The sequence below is a fragment of the Mycobacterium sp. C31M genome, from assembly GCF_053345865.1.
Genome location: NZ_JBKFAX010000005.1, coordinates 120647 through 137485, shown reverse-complemented (window position 1 = coordinate 137485; position 16839 = coordinate 120647). Strand labels below are relative to the sequence as shown.

The 16839-nt window shown below is 66.7% G+C and carries 16 protein-coding genes; 2 read left to right on the top strand and 14 right to left on the bottom strand.

Annotation, left to right across the window (positions count from 1 at the left end; all coding sequences use genetic code 11):
* Positions 1-2: 2 nt before the first annotated feature.
* From ACLBYA_RS09795 to ACLBYA_RS09775, 5 genes are all read right to left on the bottom strand, one after another.
* Positions 3-953 carry a DUF58 domain-containing protein gene (locus tag ACLBYA_RS09795; protein ID WP_447709199.1) on the bottom strand — a complete coding sequence of 317 codons (951 nt, stop codon included), beginning with the start codon at positions 951-953 and terminating at the stop codon, positions 3-5.
* Positions 950-2086: a chaperone MoxR1 gene (gene moxR1, locus ACLBYA_RS09790; RefSeq protein ID WP_447709198.1), complete on the bottom strand. Its 1137-nt coding sequence runs from the start codon at positions 2084-2086 to the stop codon at positions 950-952. Before moxR1 ends, ACLBYA_RS09795 begins: the two co-directional genes overlap by 4 nt.
* 141 nt (positions 2087-2227) lie before the next feature.
* A complete protein-coding gene (gene ripB / locus ACLBYA_RS09785) occupies positions 2228-2935 on the bottom strand; it encodes an NlpC/P60 family peptidoglycan endopeptidase RipB (RefSeq protein ID WP_447709197.1) in 708 nt (235 codons plus the stop codon).
* 30 nt (positions 2936-2965) lie between these two features.
* Complete coding sequence (gene ripA, locus ACLBYA_RS09780; protein ID WP_447709196.1) at positions 2966-4429, bottom strand: NlpC/P60 family peptidoglycan endopeptidase RipA; 1464 nt, start codon at positions 4427-4429, stop codon at positions 2966-2968.
* A 211-nt stretch (positions 4430-4640) separates the two neighbouring features.
* Positions 4641-5174 (bottom strand): Rv1476 family membrane protein, encoded by a 534-nt coding sequence (locus tag ACLBYA_RS09775; RefSeq protein WP_447709195.1) that lies wholly within the window; start codon positions 5172-5174, stop codon positions 4641-4643.
* A gap of 161 nt (positions 5175-5335) precedes the next feature.
* Here ACLBYA_RS09775 and acnA point away from each other — a divergent pair, with 161 nt between their 5' ends.
* Complete coding sequence (gene acnA / locus ACLBYA_RS09770) at positions 5336-8146, top strand: aconitate hydratase AcnA (protein ID WP_447709194.1); 2811 nt, start codon at positions 5336-5338, stop codon at positions 8144-8146.
* Between the two features lie 2 nt (positions 8147-8148).
* Complete coding sequence (locus ACLBYA_RS09765) at positions 8149-8715, top strand: TetR/AcrR family transcriptional regulator (protein WP_447709193.1); 567 nt, start codon at positions 8149-8151, stop codon at positions 8713-8715.
* On the opposite strand, the gene ACLBYA_RS09760 is transcribed toward ACLBYA_RS09765, so the two are convergent.
* The 9 genes from ACLBYA_RS09760 to ACLBYA_RS09720 form a co-directional block, all read right to left on the bottom strand.
* Positions 8716-8907: a helix-turn-helix domain-containing protein gene (locus tag ACLBYA_RS09760; RefSeq protein ID WP_447709192.1), complete on the bottom strand. Its 192-nt coding sequence runs from the start codon at positions 8905-8907 to the stop codon at positions 8716-8718.
* A 96-nt stretch (positions 8908-9003) separates the two neighbouring features.
* Positions 9004-10638 (bottom strand): ABC-F family ATP-binding cassette domain-containing protein, encoded by a 1635-nt coding sequence (locus ACLBYA_RS09755; RefSeq protein WP_447709191.1) that lies wholly within the window; start codon positions 10636-10638, stop codon positions 9004-9006.
* Positions 10639-10661: 23 nt separating this feature from the next.
* Positions 10662-11531 carry an enoyl-CoA hydratase gene (locus ACLBYA_RS09750; protein WP_447709190.1) on the bottom strand — a complete coding sequence of 290 codons (870 nt, stop codon included), beginning with the start codon at positions 11529-11531 and terminating at the stop codon, positions 10662-10664.
* Positions 11532-11576: 45 nt separating this feature from the next.
* The gene (trxA, locus tag ACLBYA_RS09745; RefSeq protein WP_447709189.1) at positions 11577-11930 is read right to left on the bottom strand and encodes a thioredoxin; all 354 of its coding nucleotides are present in this window, start codon (positions 11928-11930) and stop codon (positions 11577-11579) included.
* 66 nt (positions 11931-11996) lie between these two features.
* On the bottom strand, positions 11997-13640 hold the full coding sequence (locus ACLBYA_RS09740) for a glycoside hydrolase family 16 protein (RefSeq protein ID WP_447709188.1): 1644 nt from the start codon (positions 13638-13640) through the stop codon (positions 11997-11999).
* A 508-nt stretch (positions 13641-14148) separates the two neighbouring features.
* Positions 14149-14697 carry a hypothetical protein gene (locus ACLBYA_RS09735; protein ID WP_447709187.1) on the bottom strand — a complete coding sequence of 183 codons (549 nt, stop codon included), beginning with the start codon at positions 14695-14697 and terminating at the stop codon, positions 14149-14151.
* Positions 14698-14713: 16 nt separating this feature from the next.
* Positions 14714-15076: a metal-sulfur cluster assembly factor gene (locus tag ACLBYA_RS09730; RefSeq protein WP_447709186.1), complete on the bottom strand. Its 363-nt coding sequence runs from the start codon at positions 15074-15076 to the stop codon at positions 14714-14716.
* Complete coding sequence (gene sufU / locus ACLBYA_RS09725; protein WP_447709185.1) at positions 15073-15531, bottom strand: Fe-S cluster assembly sulfur transfer protein SufU; 459 nt, start codon at positions 15529-15531, stop codon at positions 15073-15075. Before sufU ends, ACLBYA_RS09730 begins: the two co-directional genes overlap by 4 nt.
* Positions 15531-16820 (bottom strand): cysteine desulfurase, encoded by a 1290-nt coding sequence (locus ACLBYA_RS09720; RefSeq protein ID WP_447709184.1) that lies wholly within the window; start codon positions 16818-16820, stop codon positions 15531-15533. The genes sufU and ACLBYA_RS09720 overlap by 1 nt, the downstream gene beginning before the upstream one ends.
* Positions 16821-16839 lie beyond the last annotated feature (19 nt).

Below are 16839 nucleotides of genomic sequence, written 5' to 3'. Positions count from 1 at the left end.
CGCTACCGGCTTCCCGCGGCGGCGCCCCGACGCCGGTCCGCCACGAACCGCACCACGTCGGCGATCCAGTCCCGGTCGGTGCGCAATGTCAGCAGCGGTGCGTCACAGCGGCGTAGCGTCCGGGCGACCTCGGCGCGGTGTGCCGCCGCGGCGTGTGCGAAGTCGTCACGCAGTTTCTCGTCGATGGTGAATTCGCGGGTGACCCCGGACTCGGTGTCCTGTAACACCACGTCACCGATATCGGGCAGTTCGACATCACGCGGGTCGATGATCTCGATACCGAGTACCTCGTGCCGCCCGGCGATCGCCCGCAACGGACGCATCCAGTCGATCGGCCCGAGGAAGTCGCTGATGATGACCGCCATTCCGCGGCGGCGTTCGGGTCGACGCAGGGAGTCGATGGCCGCCGCGAGATCACCGCGGGTGCCCAGCGGCGCCTGCGGGGTGGTGGCGATGGCACGCAACAACTCCTGCTCGTGCAGACGGCCGGACAGCGCGGGCACCCGTTTGGTGGATTCACCGTTGGAGATGATCGCGCCGATCCGGTTACCGCCGCCGCTGTTGAGGAAGGCGATCGCGGCGGCCGCAGCCACCGCGAGATCACGCTTCTCGCAGCCGGCGGTACCGAAGTCCAGGCTGGCCGACACGTCGACCACCAGCCAGGTTTCCAGCTCGCGGTCGGCGATCATCTGCCGGACGTGCGGATGTGTGGTGCGCGCAGTAACCGACCAGTCCATCCGGCGGACATCGTCGCCGGGCTGGTACATCCGCGACTCCCCCGGCTCGGACCCGGGACCCGGGATCAGGCCGAGGTGGTCGCCGTGCAGCACACCGTCGAGCTTGCGGCGCACCGTCAGCTCGAGCTTGCGCAGTGCCGCGCTCAGTGCGGGGTCGCGGATCTCACCACGCTTGAGCGAGGGCAGGTCGACCCCGCGCCCGCCGGTCCCGGTCACCGACCGCCGGCCGCCGCCGCGGCAGGCACCCCGGGAGGCGCCGAATGACCCTGCTGCGGAATGGCGTTCACCTGGGGCAGACCGACGGTCTGCATGATGCGGTTGATGACGGTCTCGGCCGAGACCTCGTCGGCCAGTGCGTCATAGGTCAGCACCAGGCGGTGCCGCAGCACATCCGGGATGACCTCGACGACATCCTGCGGGATGACGTAGTCGCGGCCGCGCACCAGCGCCAGCGCACGCGAGGCGGCGATGATGCCCAGCGAGGCGCGCGGCGAGGCACCGTAGGCGATCCAGCTCTTGGCGTCGGGCATGCCGAACTTCTCCGGCTCCCGGGTCGCGGTGACGATCCGCACCACGTAGTCGACCAGCGCGTGGTGGACGAAGTTGTTGGCCGCGACCTCCTGCAGCCGCAGCAGGTCGCCGGTGTTCAGGATCTGCTTGGGCTCAGGCGCTTTCACGCCCATCCGGTAGATGATCTCGCGCTCTTCCTCCGGTGACGGGTAGTCGACGTTGAGCTTGAACAGGAAGCGGTCGCGCTGCGCCTCGGGCAGCTGGTACACCCCTTCCTGCTCGATCGGGTTCTGGGTGGCCATCACCAGGAACGGGGTGGGCAGCGGGAAGGTCTTGCCGCCGATGGAGATCTTGCGCTCGGCCATCACCTCGAGCAGGGCCGACTGCACCTTGGCGGGCGCGCGGTTGATCTCGTCGGCGAGCAGGAAGTTGACCACGACGGGCCCGAGTTCGATATCGAACGCCTCCTGGCCCTGCCGGTAGATGCGGGTACCGACGATGTCGGTGGGCACCAGGTCGGGGGTGAACTGGATACGGGCGAAGGTGCCGCCGACCACCTTGGCGAAGGTCTCGACCGCCAGTGTCTTGGCGACACCGGGCACACCCTCGAGCAGCACGTGCCCCTTGGCCAGCAGGCCCACCAGCATCCGCTCGACGAGCCGGTCCTGGCCGACGATGATGCGTTTGACCTCGAAGATCGCCCGCTCCAGGGTGTGCACCTCACCCTGCAGACCGGAACTTGCGGGGGGTGCGCTCGGCGTTCCGGGCGGGTAGCCCTGCGTCGGGGCCGGGCCTTGATAGCCTCCGGCGCCCTGCGGCGGCCCACTCGGTGACGTCATCTAGCTTCCTCCCACGGTCGATCTGCTACACACTCGCTGGACTACGCGGCAACCGCCGAGGTGGCGGAGCGTCCGCCGTCAACTATTCCAGGCAGTTCGGAATCCGTCGACGTTGCCCGCCCGCCCCGCGCGCCGGGTGCGTCAGGATTCGATGATGCGTACCAGGTGCGGGGACATCCCCGCGGTGCGCAGCGGGCTCACGGTCACCTTGTCTGCGCTGCCCGAGGCCTCCAGCATCTTGCCGCCACCCAGATAGATGGCAACGTGCTGGCTGCCGCCGGGACCCCAGAAGATGAGGTCGCCGCGTTTGGCCTGCGACGGCGAGATGGCCCGGCCGAAGTTGTACTGGTCACCGGAGTATTTGGGGATCTGCACGCCGACGCCGGCGAAGGCGTACCGGGTGAAGCCCGAGCAGTCGTAACCCATCTTTCCGGCGTCGTAGTCGACACCGGGGCCGGGGCCGGTCAACGTGCCCCCGCCCCAGGAGTACGGCACACCGAGCTGTGAACCGCCGCGGCGGATCACGTACTCGATCGCCTGCGGCCCGCGCACCCGCGCGCCGGCGGGCAACCCGCCGGTCGACGCCGCCGGGGCAGGCGCCAGGCCGAGGGTCTGCAGGAACTTCGAGCCCAGGCTCTGGGTGGTCTCCAGGGCGATCTTGCTGACCTGGAACGAAGCGTTGGCGATCGCGACGGGGTCACCGGGGGCACCCGAACTCGGGCGGGCCGGCAGCGTCGGGTCCCACTCCGGTGCCGCGGACGCCGGCGACGCCGCGCCGATGGCCATCCCTGCGGCCACCGCCAATACGGCAAGGACGCGGTTGAGGCGTTGAAAGCGGTTGAAGTTCAAGAGATTCCCAACGTTGTCGGTAATGCAGATCTAGTACTCGATATAGCGGACGGCGTGCGGCGTCATACCGCTGGTGCGCACCGGCGAGATCTTGACGTGCGAACCGGTATAGGGCGCTTCGATCATCTGGTTGTTGCCGAGGTAGATGGCCACGTGCTGGCTGCCGCCCGGTCCCCAGAACAGGACGTCACCGCGACGCATCTGCGAGGTGGGGATCTTGCGGCCCATGTCGTACTGTGCGCCGGAATAGTGCGGCAGCTTGATGCCGACACCGGCGAAGGCATACAGCACCAGCCCGGAGCAGTCGAAACCGACTGTGCCGGCGCCACCGTCGATACCGTTGCTCTTGCCCGCGGCGTTGCCGCCACCCCAGGAGTACGGCACCCCGATCTGCGACATGGCCCGTTTGATGACGTGCTCGGAGGCCGCCTGTCCGTGCACCCGCGGGATGGCCCCGTTGTTGGTGAAGCCGGTCGGTGTCGGAAGGATGCCGAGTTTCTGCAGGAAATTGCGGCCCATGTCCGCGGTCAGTTGGGCAGAGGTCTGCATGATGCCCAGGATCGCGTTGATGATCGCGATCGGATCGCCACTGACAAAGGCACTCGGGATCGCCGGCAGCGTCAGGTCCCACTGGCTGGACTGCGCGGGCGCCGGTCCACCGGGCAGGCGGTCCCAGTCGGGCGACGGCCCTGCGGTCGACGGGCCCGGAACCGCAGGAGCGCGGCCGGCCGGTGCGGGCGCACTCGGAGCCGCCAACGGCGCCGCGGCCGGGGCCGGAGGCCGGGCGGCGTCCAACTTCGCTTGTGCCGCACTGCGTTCGGCGCTCAGCCGGTCGAGTTCGACCTGCTGGGATCCGAAGGTCTGCTGGGCCTGGGTCAGGCTGGCCACGGCGGCGTCCTGGCTGGCCTGGGCGTCGGCGGCGGCCTTGTCGGCGTTGAGCTTGGCCAGCCGCGCCGCGGACTCCCGGTTGACCTGTTCGGTGCGTGCAGCCTGCAGGTCGGCCAGCACCTGCTGCGAGCCGACGGCCAGGGCCTGTCCGGCGGCGGCGGTCTGCAGCGCGGCATCCGGGTCGGCCGCGGTCAGATAGGACGCCGACGGCCCGTTGACATAGGCCGCGACGGCATAGGTGTCGACACGACGCTGCGCGTCGGCGATCGCGGTGTTCGCGTCGGCGACACCACGTTGGCCTGCCTCGACCGCGGCGGCGGCGGTGGCGGCATTGTCGCGGGCGTTCTGCACCTCGACGATGGCCTTGTTGACACTCTCCTGCTGCACCTGGACCGCGGCCCCGAGGTCCTGCAGTTTCTGGTTGGCATCGGCGACGGCGGCGACCAGTGCCGCAATGCCCTCCGGCTTCACCGGATCGGCGATGGCCAGTGGTCCGGTGATCGGACCGTGCGGTAGGACACCCGCGCACAGCAGGCCCACCGAGACGGGAATGGCACAGACTCGCCCATAGAGGCGGGACGCGGAGGCGCCTGGGGTGCGTCTCATTCGACTCAAGTCTCCTAGGGCTCAACGCGAACGTCTTGGCACTTCACATTCGTGTCAGGAGTCACATCAATCACAGCTGCAACACCAAGCACTGTTTGCACCGTACGTCACAGGACGCGCTAAAGAAACTTTAGCCACAAATTACATGAATGTAATTGGATCGAGCGTTATCGAATGGTGATATTCGAATTCGATGAATGTGTTGCGCGAATTAATCGACAGCCGTCACGGCAGGGTCGTCGGCAACCGAACGCTTCGCGCGAACCTGCATTACACGGGTGAAAATAGCGGCCACAGCAACGCCCAGTACCAACAAAATGGTAAACGGCATCCAGCTAAAGTCCGGCGTTTGTAACTCGGCGACGAAATTCTTCGAAGATTGGACCGGATCGCCGGTTTTCGCGAGGTCTTGACCCGCCTCCAGGGTGACCCGGTCGAACACCTGGCTATAGGTTCCCGCGAAGCCCGGACTGATGGCCAGCACCGTCGAACCGGGGAAGTTCTCGCCCACCTCGGTGGCGATATCCCGCAGCGGGGTGTCGATCGGCGGGTTCTGCTCGATCACGACGATCTTGAGGTCGATACCGTCGGCGTTGGCGGCCGCCACCACTTGCTGCAGGCCCGCGGTATCCGCACCGGCCGGAGCGCTGACGCCGCCGGCGCCCACCTGATCGTTGACCGCGACCATGTCCACTCCCGGCGGGATGTAGGCGGGCAGGTGTGGCAGTACGTGCGGTCCGGTCACCACCGAACGGTATCCCACCATCTGGCCAACCAGGTCGCACAGCGCGCCGGACTGGAGAAGACTTGACCCCACCCGCCCTCTAATGCAGGACAAGCGTACTGTTAGGATCAGTGGTGCCGCCGACACAGCCCGTCCGCGGCAAGATCTAGCCGGGAGTTGATGTGACCAGCGTAAATTCATTCGGTGCCCACGACACGCTGACCGTCGGGGACAAAAGCTATGAGTTCTACCGCCTCGGCGCGGTACCCGGAACCGAGAAGCTGCCCTACAGCCTGAAGGTGCTCGCGGAGAACCTGCTGCGCACCGAGGACGGCGCGAACATCACCAAGGACCACATCGAGGCCATCGCCAACTGGGATCCGTCGGCCGAGCCGAGCATCGAGATCCAGTTCACCCCGGCCCGGGTACTCATGCAGGACTTCACCGGTGTGCCCTGCATCGTCGACCTCACCACCATGCGCCAGGCCGTGGCGGCACTCGGCGGCGACCCGGACAAGGTCAACCCGCTGTCGCCGGCCGAAATGGTCATCGACCACTCGGTGATCCTGGACGTGTTCGGCAACGCCGGCGCCTTCGAGCGCAACGTCGAACTCGAATACGAGCGCAACACCGAGCGCTACCAGTTCCTGCGCTGGGGCCAGGGCGCGTTCGACGACTTCAAGGTCGTCCCGCCGGGCACCGGCATCGTGCACCAGGTCAACATCGAGTACCTGGCCCGCGTCGTCTTCGAGCGCGACGGGGTGGCCTACCCGGACACCTGTGTGGGTACCGACAGCCACACCACCATGCAGAACGGTCTGGGCGTGCTGGGCTGGGGCGTCGGCGGTATCGAGGCCGAGGCCGCCATGCTGGGCCAGCCGGTGTCGATGCTCATCCCCCGCGTCGTCGGCTTCAAGCTGACCGGCGAGATCAAGCCCGGCGTGACCGCCACCGACGTCGTGCTGACCGTCACCGACATGCTGCGCAAGCACGGTGTGGTCGGCAAGTTCGTCGAGTTCTACGGCAAGGGTGTCGCCGAGGTGCCGCTGGCCAACCGCGCCACCCTGGGCAACATGAGCCCCGAATTCGGTTCCACCGCAGCGTCGTTCCCGATCGATGAGGAGACCATCAACTACCTGCGCCTGACCGGTCGCTCCGACGAGCAGCTGGCGCTGGTCGAGGCCTACGCCAAGGCGCAAGGCATGTGGCACAACCCGGACTCCGAGCCGGTCTTCTCCGAGTACCTGGAGCTGGACCTGTCCACCGTGGTGCCCTCGATCTCGGGCCCCAAGCGTCCGCAGGACCGCATCGAGCTGTCCGACGCCAAGACCGCCTTCCGCAAGGACATCCACAACTACGTGGAAGAGAACCTGCCGGTCGAGCACACCAAGCTCGACGAGGCCGTCGAGGAGTCGTTCCCGGCCAGCGATCCGGCGGTGCTGTCCTTCGCCGACGATGACGCGATCATCCCGAACGCCGCCAACGGCGCCGAGGGCCGGCCGTCCAAGCCGGTCAAGGTCCACGACGAGGAGCGCGGTGACTTTGTGCTCGACCACGGCGCCGTCGTCGTCGCGGGCATCACCTCGTGCACCAACACCTCGAACCCGTCGGTCATGCTCGGCGCGGCACTGCTGGCCAAGAAGGCCGTCGAGAAGGGCCTGACCACCAAGCCCTGGGTCAAGACCAACATGGCGCCGGGCAGCCAGGTCGTCACCGACTACTACAACAAGGCCGGCCTGTGGCCGTACCTGGAGAAGCTCGGCTACTTCCTGGGCGGCTACGGCTGCACCACGTGCATCGGCAACACCGGCCCGCTGCCCGACGCGATCAGCAAGGCCATCAACGACAATGACCTCTCGGTCACGGCCGTGCTGTCCGGCAATCGCAACTTCGAGGGCCGCATCTCCCCCGATGTGAAGATGAACTACCTGGCATCGCCGCCGCTGGTCATCGCCTACGGACTCGCGGGCACCATGGACTTCGACTTCGAGTCAGAACCGCTGGGCCAGGATCACGACGGCAATGACGTGTTCCTCAAGGACATCTGGCCATCTGCCCAGGAGATCGAGGAGACCATCGCCTCCTCGATCAACCGCGAGATGTTCGCCGAGTCCTACGCCGATGTGTTCAAGGGTGACGAGCGCTGGCGCTCGCTGCAGGTACCGGAGGGCAATACCTTCGCCTGGGACGACAAGTCCACCTACGTGCGCAAGGCTCCCTACTTCGACGGGATGCCCGCCGAGCCGGAGCCGGTTCAGGACATCAGCGGTGCCAGAGTGCTTGCCCTGCTGGGCGATTCGGTGACCACCGACCACATCAGCCCGGCCGGTGCCATCAAGCCGGGCACCCCGGCAGCGCAGTACCTCGACGCGCACGGGGTCGAGCGCAAGGATTACAACTCGCTGGGCAGCCGTCGCGGCAACCACGAGGTGATGATCCGCGGCACCTTCGCCAACATCCGGCTCAAGAACCAGCTGCTCGATGATGTCTCCGGTGGCTACACCCGCGACTTCACTCAGTCCGCCAGTGCGAAGGACGCGCCGCAGGCGTTCATCTACGACGCGTCGGTGAACTACCAGAAGGCCGGCATCCCGCTGGTCGTGCTGGGCGGTAAGGAGTACGGCTCGGGCAGCTCGCGCGACTGGGCGGCCAAGGGCACCACGCTGCTGGGTGTGCGCGCGGTCATCACCGAGTCCTTCGAGCGCATCCACCGGTCGAACCTGATCGGTATGGGTGTCATCCCGCTGCAGTTCCCGGCCGGTGAGTCGGCCGCGTCGCTGAAGCTGGACGGTACCGAGACCTTCGACATCACCGGCATCACCGAACTCAACGAGGGCAAGACCCCGAAGACGGTGAAGGTGACCGCGACCAAGGAAGATGGTTCCAAGGTCGAGTTCGACGCGGTGGTCCGGATCGACACCCCCGGTGAGGCGGACTACTACCGCAACGGCGGCATCCTGCAGTACGTCCTGCGCAACATGCTGAAGTCCTAGTAATGCCTCGGGTTACCGACGATCATCTGGCGGCGCGCCGCCGCCAGATCCTCGACGGCGCCCGGCGCTGCTTCGCCGAGTACGGCTATGAGAAGGCGACCGTGCGGCGGCTCGAACACACCATCGGGCTGTCGCGCGGCGCGATCTTTCATCACTTCCGGGACAAGGACACGCTGTTCTTCGAACTTGCCCGCGAGGATGCCGAACGGATGGCGGACGTCGCCGCGCGCGAGGGACTGATCCAGGTGATGCGCGATCTGCTGGCCGCGCCGGACCAGTTCGACTGGCTGGTCACGCGGTTGGAGATCGCCCGCAAACTGCGTAATGACCCTGCGTTCCACCAGGGTTGGGCCGAGCGGTCCGCCGAACTGTCGGCGGCCACCACCGAACGGTTGCGCAAGCAGAAACAGGCCGGTCGGCTACGCGAGGATGTACCCGGCGCGGTGCTGCAGACCTACCTCGACCTGGTGCTCGACGGGCTCGTAGCCCGGCTGGCATCCGGCGAGGGCACCGAAAACCTCAGCGCGGTACTGGACCTCGTCGAGGATTCGGTGCGTCAACCCCGCTGATCAGCCCGCTCGGCGGCGATGGTTGGGTCCACCCCGGCTGCGCATCCGCGTGCCGGACTCGACCAACATGCTGTGCACCGATCCGTACGAACGGCCGGTCTGGGCGACCAGTGACCGGATACTCGCGCCGCGCTCGTACGCGCTGCGCAGGTCGGTCAGGATCTGCTCACGGGCCTTATCCGTTTCCCTCATCGATCTTCTCCCCACTCCCGATCCTTGAGGCGGATACCCAGAGTAGGAATCGGCAAAACGGCACACGCCGTATTCGAGCAAATGCCTTGACCGGCTTTATGCCAATTCGATGAGGTCGCGGTACTCGGTGGACCAGAAGTCCTCGGTGCCGTCCGGCAGCAGCACCACACGCTGCGGGTCCAGCGCCTCGGCCGCGCCCGGGTCGTGGGTCACCAGCACCACCGCGCCCTGATAACTGCGCAATGCGTCGAGCACCTGTTCGCGTGAGGCCGGGTCGAGGTTGTTGGTCGGTTCGTCGAGCAGCAGCACGTTCGCTGTCGAGGCCACCAGCCCGGCCAGCGCCAGTCGGGTCTTCTCACCACCGGACAGCGTGCCGGCCGGCTGGTCCAACTGCGGTCCGGTGAACATGAACGCGCCCAACAGACCTCGCAGATCCTGCTCGCCGGTGTCCGGGGCCGCGTGCCGGATGTTCTCCCACACCGACGCCTCGTTGTCGAGGGTGTCGTGCTCCTGCGCGAAGTAGCCGATCTTGAGGCCGTGCCCAGGCTCCAACCCGCCGGCGTCGGCCTTTTCGGTGCCCGCCAGCAATCGCAGCAACGTGGTCTTACCGGCACCGTTGAGCCCCAGCACCACCACCCGCGAACCACGATCGATGGCCAGATCGACACCGGTGAAGATCTCCAGCGAACCGTAGGTCTTGGTCAGCCCTTTGGCCACCAGCGGAGTCTTACCGCAGGGTGCGGGCACGGGGAATTTGATGCGCGCCACCTTGTCGGCCACCCGCTCGTCGTCAAGCTCGGCGATCATCCGTTCGGCCCGCTTCAACATGTTCTGCGCGGCAACGGCTTTGGTGGCTTTGGCGCCCATCTTGGCGGCCTGAGCCCGCAGCGCGCCGGCCTTCTTCTCGGCATTGGCGCGCTCGCGGCGGCGGCGCTGCTCGTCGGTGGCACGGGCGTCGAGGTACTTCTGCCAACCCATGTTGTAGACATCTGCTTCGCCACGTACGGCGTCCAGGAACCAGACCCGGTTGACCACATCGGCGAGCAGGTCGACATCATGGCTGATGACCACCAGCCCACCGGTGTGGTTCTGCAGGAAGGAACGCAGCCAGCCGATCGAGTCGGCATCGAGGTGGTTGGTCGGTTCGTCGAGCAACAGGGTGGTGTTGGACGAGCCGGTACCTGATCCTCCGCCGGCGGCGAACAAGATGCGGGCCAGTTCCACCCGGCGCCGCTGGCCGCCGGACAGTGTGCGCAGCGGCTGGGTGAGCACCCGGTCGGGCAGGCCCAGGCTGGCGCAGATCCGTCCGGCTTCGCTCTCGGCGGCGTATCCGCCGAGGGCGGCAAAACGTTCCTCGAGCTGACCGTACCGGCGCACCGCCTTGTCGCGGGCGTCGTCGTCGGCGACCTCGGCCATCAGTGTCTGCTGCTTCTCCAGGTCGGAGAGCAGGGTGTCCAGGCCGCGGGCCGAGAGCACCCGATCGCGGGCCAGCACATCGAGGTCGCCCTCGCGCGGATCCTGCGGCAGGTAGCCGATCTCACCGGTCGACTCGACCTTGCCGGCATACGGCTCGCCCTCCCCGGCGAGGATCCGCATGGTGGTGGTCTTACCGGCCCCGTTGCGGCCCACCAGACCGATCCGGTCGCCGGGCTGGATGCGCAGCGCGGCACCGTCGATGGACAGCAGTGTGCGCGCCCCGGCGCGGACCTCCAGGTCCGTTGCGGTGATCACGCAACTACCTCCTCATGAATGCACTACGTGTGCTCAGCGCTCCGGTCGTCGGTGCTCGTCGACTCTTCGCGCAAGCGCTCATCGGTGAACACCGGATCCCGCTTATCTTTGCGTGCGGCGACCGCTTCCTCAAAGTTGGCGGTGAGCAGACGCACATAGAGCTGGCCCAGACCTTCGGCCTGCATGTGGCCTTCCAGGCTACCGGCGTCCAGTCCACTCCACAGCGTGCGCTTGGTCAACTCGATTCCGGGCCGCGAGAACGAGGCAATTCCGCGCGCCATCTCGAAGCACCGCGACAGCAGCTCGTCCTCGGGTACCACGCTGGACACCAGCCCGATGCGCTCGGCCTCGGCGGCATCGACGTCACGCCCGGTGAGCATGATCTCGAAGGCCCTCGACGCCCCGATGGCGCGGGGCAGCAGATAGGACAACCCCAGCTCGCTGGCGGTCAGACCGTTGTTGATGCCCGCCGCCCGAAAATAGGCGCCACCTGCGGCGATACGGATATCACAGGCCAACGCCAGGCACAGTCCACCGCCGATCGCGGCACCGTTGACCGCCGCGATGACGGGCTGATGCAACCGCCGCAACGCCAGGATCACCTCATCGAGCACTTCCATGGACCGCAGCGCGAAGCTGGGCCGGGTGAGTCCGTCGACATGCGGTACCGAACCGGCCGATTTGTGGTCGGCACCCGAGGAGAACCCGCGCCCGGCTCCGGTCAGCACGACCACCCGCACCGAGTTGTCGTGATGCACGTCGGCCAGCACGGCGCCCAGCGGCACCATGACGTCGAAGGCCATCGAGTTCATCCGCTCGGGGCGGTTCAGCGTGACCAAACACACGCCCGGCTCGGGTTGGGAGACCGTTACGAAGTCGCTGTGCGCCGTCACGACGTGCACGCTATCGCGTGCGTCGTCGCGACCGGGGCGGCTACGTCAGTTCTGCTGGGACGCGACGGCCGCGTCGATGTCGAACTCCTTGATCTTGGCGATCAGGTCTTCGAGTTGTGCGGGGCCCAGTGCGCCGGACTGCCGGAACACCTGATGCCCCTTCTTGAACGCCATCAGCGTCGGGATGGCCTGGATTTCGGCGGCCTGGGCCAGTTCCGGCTCGGCCTCGGTGTCGACCTTGGCGTGCACGACGTCGGGGTGCTTGTCCGCCGACGCGCCGAACGTCGGGGCAAAGGCCCGACACGGACCGCACCAGGTCGCCCAGAAGTCGACGATCACGATCTCGTTCTCGTCGATGATCGACTTGAATTCGGCTGCGGTGATGTCCTTTGTACTCACGATCTTCCTAACGTTGGGGCGACGTGTGCAATTCCCAGTATCGCCCCTGCCGACCGGGCCGTCGTATCAGTCCGCGAGCGAGTACACCCGCACCCAGTCGACCTTCATCTCCTGCGTCGGGAACTGCGCCCTCGGATCGGGGTCGCCGGTCCAGTCATGGCCGACGGCGACGTTGAGGATCAGGTAGTGCGGCCACGCACCGGAGAACGGTGTCCAGTCGCCGCCGAGCGCCTCGTACTGGGCCTGGGTGATCTGCCCGGTCTGGACACCGTCGATATGCCAGACGATCCGGTCGGGATACCAGTCGATTCCGTAGTCATGGAAGCCCTGGGACAGGTCGACACCGAGATTGCCGCCGATGTTGTGCAGTTTGACGTCCACGGTGTTGTCGTCGGCTGCCGGGCCGTGCACGTTGCCGGTCCAGTGCGTCTTGCCCTCCTCGGTGCCGAAACCCGGGTATTCGACGATGTCCACCTCGCCCTGGCGCGGCCAGTCGAACTCGTGCCCCGGTTCCAGGCCCACCATCCAGAACGCCGGCAACAGCCCCTTCGAGTACGGCAGCTGCATGCGGGCCACGATGCGGCTGTTGGGCTGCACGCTCTGCTTGCCGAAGCTCACCACTCGGGCCGAGGTGTAGTTGTTCGGCGCGGCCGCGTTGTCCGGGGTCGGGCCACGCCGCACGCTGATGATCAGGTGCCCGTTCGCGTCGACGGTGACATTGGAGAAATCGGGTGTGTAGTACTGGTTCTCCCCCGCCACGGCGCCCCACCGGCCGCTCTGCAGCGACCACGCCTCCATGGCCTCCTCGATGGAGCTGAAGTTCGTCTCCCACAACAACACCGGCTCCTGAGTGGCCGGCGGTGTGGTGACCGGTCCCGGGTTGGCCGGGGTGCCCGGATTGGTCGGCGGCACCACCACCGGGGTGGCCGGTGCGCCGAACAGTCGAGTGCGGATATCGCGCCAGAAGTTGTTGACCATCTTGGGTAGGGACACCGTGAAGAAGTTGAAGTTGAAGGGCTTGAATCCCAGGCGCGACATGAAGTTCGAGATCAGACTACCGAACGTGACGGGTTTGTCCGCTGCGGCGGTCGGTGCCGCGGCCGCCGTGGTAAGGGCGACCTCGGCTGCCGCGGAACCGGTCGTCGACTGCTCGGGTGGCTGCGCCGCCTCACCGGCGTCCGCTCGGCTGCTGTCCCGGTCGGCGCGTGCGGGCCGGGTGTCGTGATCGGCTCGACGGCGGTCATACGGCTGCTCCGATACCGCGTCGATGATCAGACCGTCCGCGGTATCCGTTTGCTTGGTATCGGTTGGGGTGGTGTCGATTTCGACGTCGGCAACCTCGACGGTGACGGTGCGTGGGTCGCCGTCACCGGGCTCGACCGCCGTCGAGGTGTCTCGCTGTGTCGTCGCATCCAGGCGCACCAACGGACGCGGAGCGGTCGCCGCGGTACGCGCGCGCATTGCCGTGCGGGGCGACCGCAGTCCGCGGTCACCGGCCGTCCGCGCCGTCGTGGGTGAGGTCGCAGCCGACGGACCCGCATCGCCGGCAGATGATGCCTCTGAGCTGGCGCTGCCCGATCCTGCCCCCTCGTCGGCCGCCGCGGTGGCCAGCCCCTGCCCGGACGCGACGGCGGCTCCCAGCCCGGCCGCCATCACTGAAGCGCCCAGCCAAAAGCGGTAGCCGGCGGTGTTCTTGGCGTCATCAGCCATGCACATAACCCCATTCATCTGCTCACGGGAATATGCGGGAGGGCGTGACTTCAGATGAAATGCGGAGGGAACGGTACGAGAACCATTTACTAACTCACAGCGCAAACTCAACTCGTCACACAGCAGACCGCGAACGGTGACGGCGATCCCACCGAGACTGATCACCGCTTTGGAACATGTGGTGCCACTACAGATTTGACCGAGCCTGCGGCGGGGGGCCGTCGCGATTCAGACAGTATCCGAGACGTACAGAGCGTACAGCTAAATTCGAAAAATGTATTTTCGGCGTCAATTAACGAGTGCAGCAAATATGCCGGCGGGTGATCTTGAATTCAAATAGCGAGTGCCATCCGGAGTCGCCAGAACGCGGTCAGTTAATTCGCCACGATCCGTGGATCGGGCATCCAAGTGCGATTTCCGCCCGTCGGCGCGACCTTCCGTTCGCGCTCGCGGAGTTGCTGTAATCGCACCAGCCGTCGTGTGCGCCGGGCAGGTCTCGAAAGCCGCTCTACGGCAGCACATCACGGTCGGTGCGGCACGAACGGTCGGCGTTGGCCAGCAGCCGGTCTCGGTGCCGCGGCCACCACCACACCTCGGCGCCCATCAACCCGAGATAAACCGCCGACACCACGAGGTTGCCCCAGGAACCGAACATGCTGTCCCACAAGGCGGCCGCCAGCGCGACCACAAGCACCGTCGGCAGCAGCCAACGCACCGGTCCGGACGCAGCCGCTGCGGCATGCAGTCCGTCTCGGTAGTCGGCGGCCGACGGTGCCAGCCTGGCCTCGGATATCGGGTGACCGCTGCGGACCGCGCGCACCACCGCCACGCGGTCAGATCCGCACAGCTGCGCGGCCGCCGGCCAGAAGCGGCGCATCCGCCGCGACGTCCACACTCCGTAGCCGACGCCGACCACCACGAACACGCTCAAGCCCGCGGCCGGCAAACCCGAATCGACCCAGGCGAGCACACCCAGTCCGAACCCGATGGCCGCACCGGTGATCAGCGCTCGACCGACCAGGCCCCAGCGCCATACGAACGCCGGGATGGTGATCACCCGCGTTCGCCGGCGATCAGACGGTGAAGCCCAGTGCGCGCAGCTGCTCGCGGCCGTCGTCGGTGATCTTGTCCGGACCCCACGGCGGGTTCCACACCCAATTCAGCTTGATCTCGTTGACCAGCCCGGCACCGATCAACGCGGTGCGGGTCTGATCCTCGATGACATCGGTCAGCGGGCACGCCGCCGAGGTCAGCGTCATGTCGATGAGCGCAACTGTGCCGGCCTCGCCCTCTTCGAGGTTCATGCCGTACACCAGGCCGAGGTCCACGACGTTGATCCCGAGTTCGGGATCGACGACGTCGCGCATGGCCTCTTCGACGTCGGCCAATAGTTCCTCGTTCACTGGATCGGTACCGACCGCTTCTGTCTCGCTCATCGCTTGTCCTCCACATCATGGCTGGCGTCGGCGAGTGCGGCCTTGAAGGCCGTCCACCCCAACAGTGCACACTTCACCCGCGCCGGATACTTGGCGACCCCGGCGAAGGCGATGCCATCACCGATGACATCCTCGTCCCCTTCAACCGTTCCGCGCGAGGAAATCATCTCGGTGAACGATGCCACCGTCTTGAGAGCGTCGCCGACGGTCTGGCCGATGATCTGGTCTGTCAACACCGAGGTCGCGGCCTGGCTGATCGAACAGCCCTGCCCGTCATAGGAGACATCGGCGACGGTGTCGCCGTCGGCGGACAACGTCACCCGCAGTGTCACCTCATCCCCACAGGTCGGGTTGACGTGATGGACCTCGGCATTGAACGGCTCACGCAGCCCGCGGTGATGCGGATGCTTGTAATGGTCCAGGATCACTTCCTGGTACATCTGTTCCATTCGCATCATCGATCCCCGGTCGCTTCGCTCCTACCCGCCGAACCGAAAAATTCCACCGCGCGCCGTACCCCGGCGACCAGCCGGTCCACCTCGTCGAGGGTGTTGTACACCGCGAACGACGCCCGCGCCGTCGCGGTGATACCGAACCGGCGGTGCAGCGGTGCGGCACAGTGATGACCGACCCGCACGGCAACTCCCTCGTCGTCGAGCACCTGCCCGACGTCGTGGGCGTGGATCCCGTCCACCACGAAGCTCACCGGCGAACCACGATGCTCGATGCCGGCCGGGCCGATGATCCGCACACCGGGCACCGTGCCCAGGCCGGCCAGCGCGGCGGACACCAACTCGTTCTCGTGCGCCTCGACGACATCCATCCCGATCGCGCCGAGATAGCGTGCGGCCGCGGCCAATCCGACCACCTGCGACGTCATCGGGGTACCGGCCTCGAAACGCTGCGGGGCCGCGGCGTAGGTGGCCTTCTCCATGGTGACGGTCTCGATCATGGAGCCACCGGTCAGGAACGGCGGCAGCGCATTGAGCAGGTCGCGGCGGCCGTAGAGCGCCCCGATGCCGGTGGGACCGAGCATCTTGTGCCCGGAGAACGCCGCGAAATCGACGTCGAGTGCGTGGAAGTTCACCGGCTGGTGCGGCACCGACTGGCAGGCGTCCAGAACGGTCAGTGCGCCGACCGCCTTGGCCCGGCGGACCAACTCCGCGACCGGGGCCACCGCACCGGTGACATTCGAATGATGAGTGAAGGCAACAACCTTCACGGACGCGTCCAGTTCCAGCGAGTCCAGATCGATACGCCCGTCATCGGTCACCGAGTACCACTTCAGGGTGGCACCCGTCCGGGCCGCCAGCTCCTGCCACGGGATCAGATTGGCGTGATGCTCCAGCTCGGTGGTGACGATGACGTCCCCGGGCCCGACCGCGTTCTCGAACCGCCTGTCCCCCAACGCATAGGCCACCAGGTTGATGGCCTCGGTGGCGTTCTTGGTGAACACCAGCTCGTCGTCATCGGCACTCACGAACGCGGCGATATCGGCGCGCCCCTGCTCGTAGGCGTCGGTGGACTCCTCCATCAGCTGGTGTGCACCGCGGTGCACCGCACCGTTGGAGGTGGTCAGGAAGGTGCGCTCGGCGTCGAGCACCTGCAGCGGTTTCTGCGAGGTCGCACCGGAGTCCAGATAGGCGAGCTGACAACCGCCGCGCATCACCCGGTTCAGGATGGGAAAGTCCGCGCGGATGCGGGCGATCCTCTCCAGATCCACGGCGCTGCCGACAATTGTCATGCTCGGGACTCCTATCTCT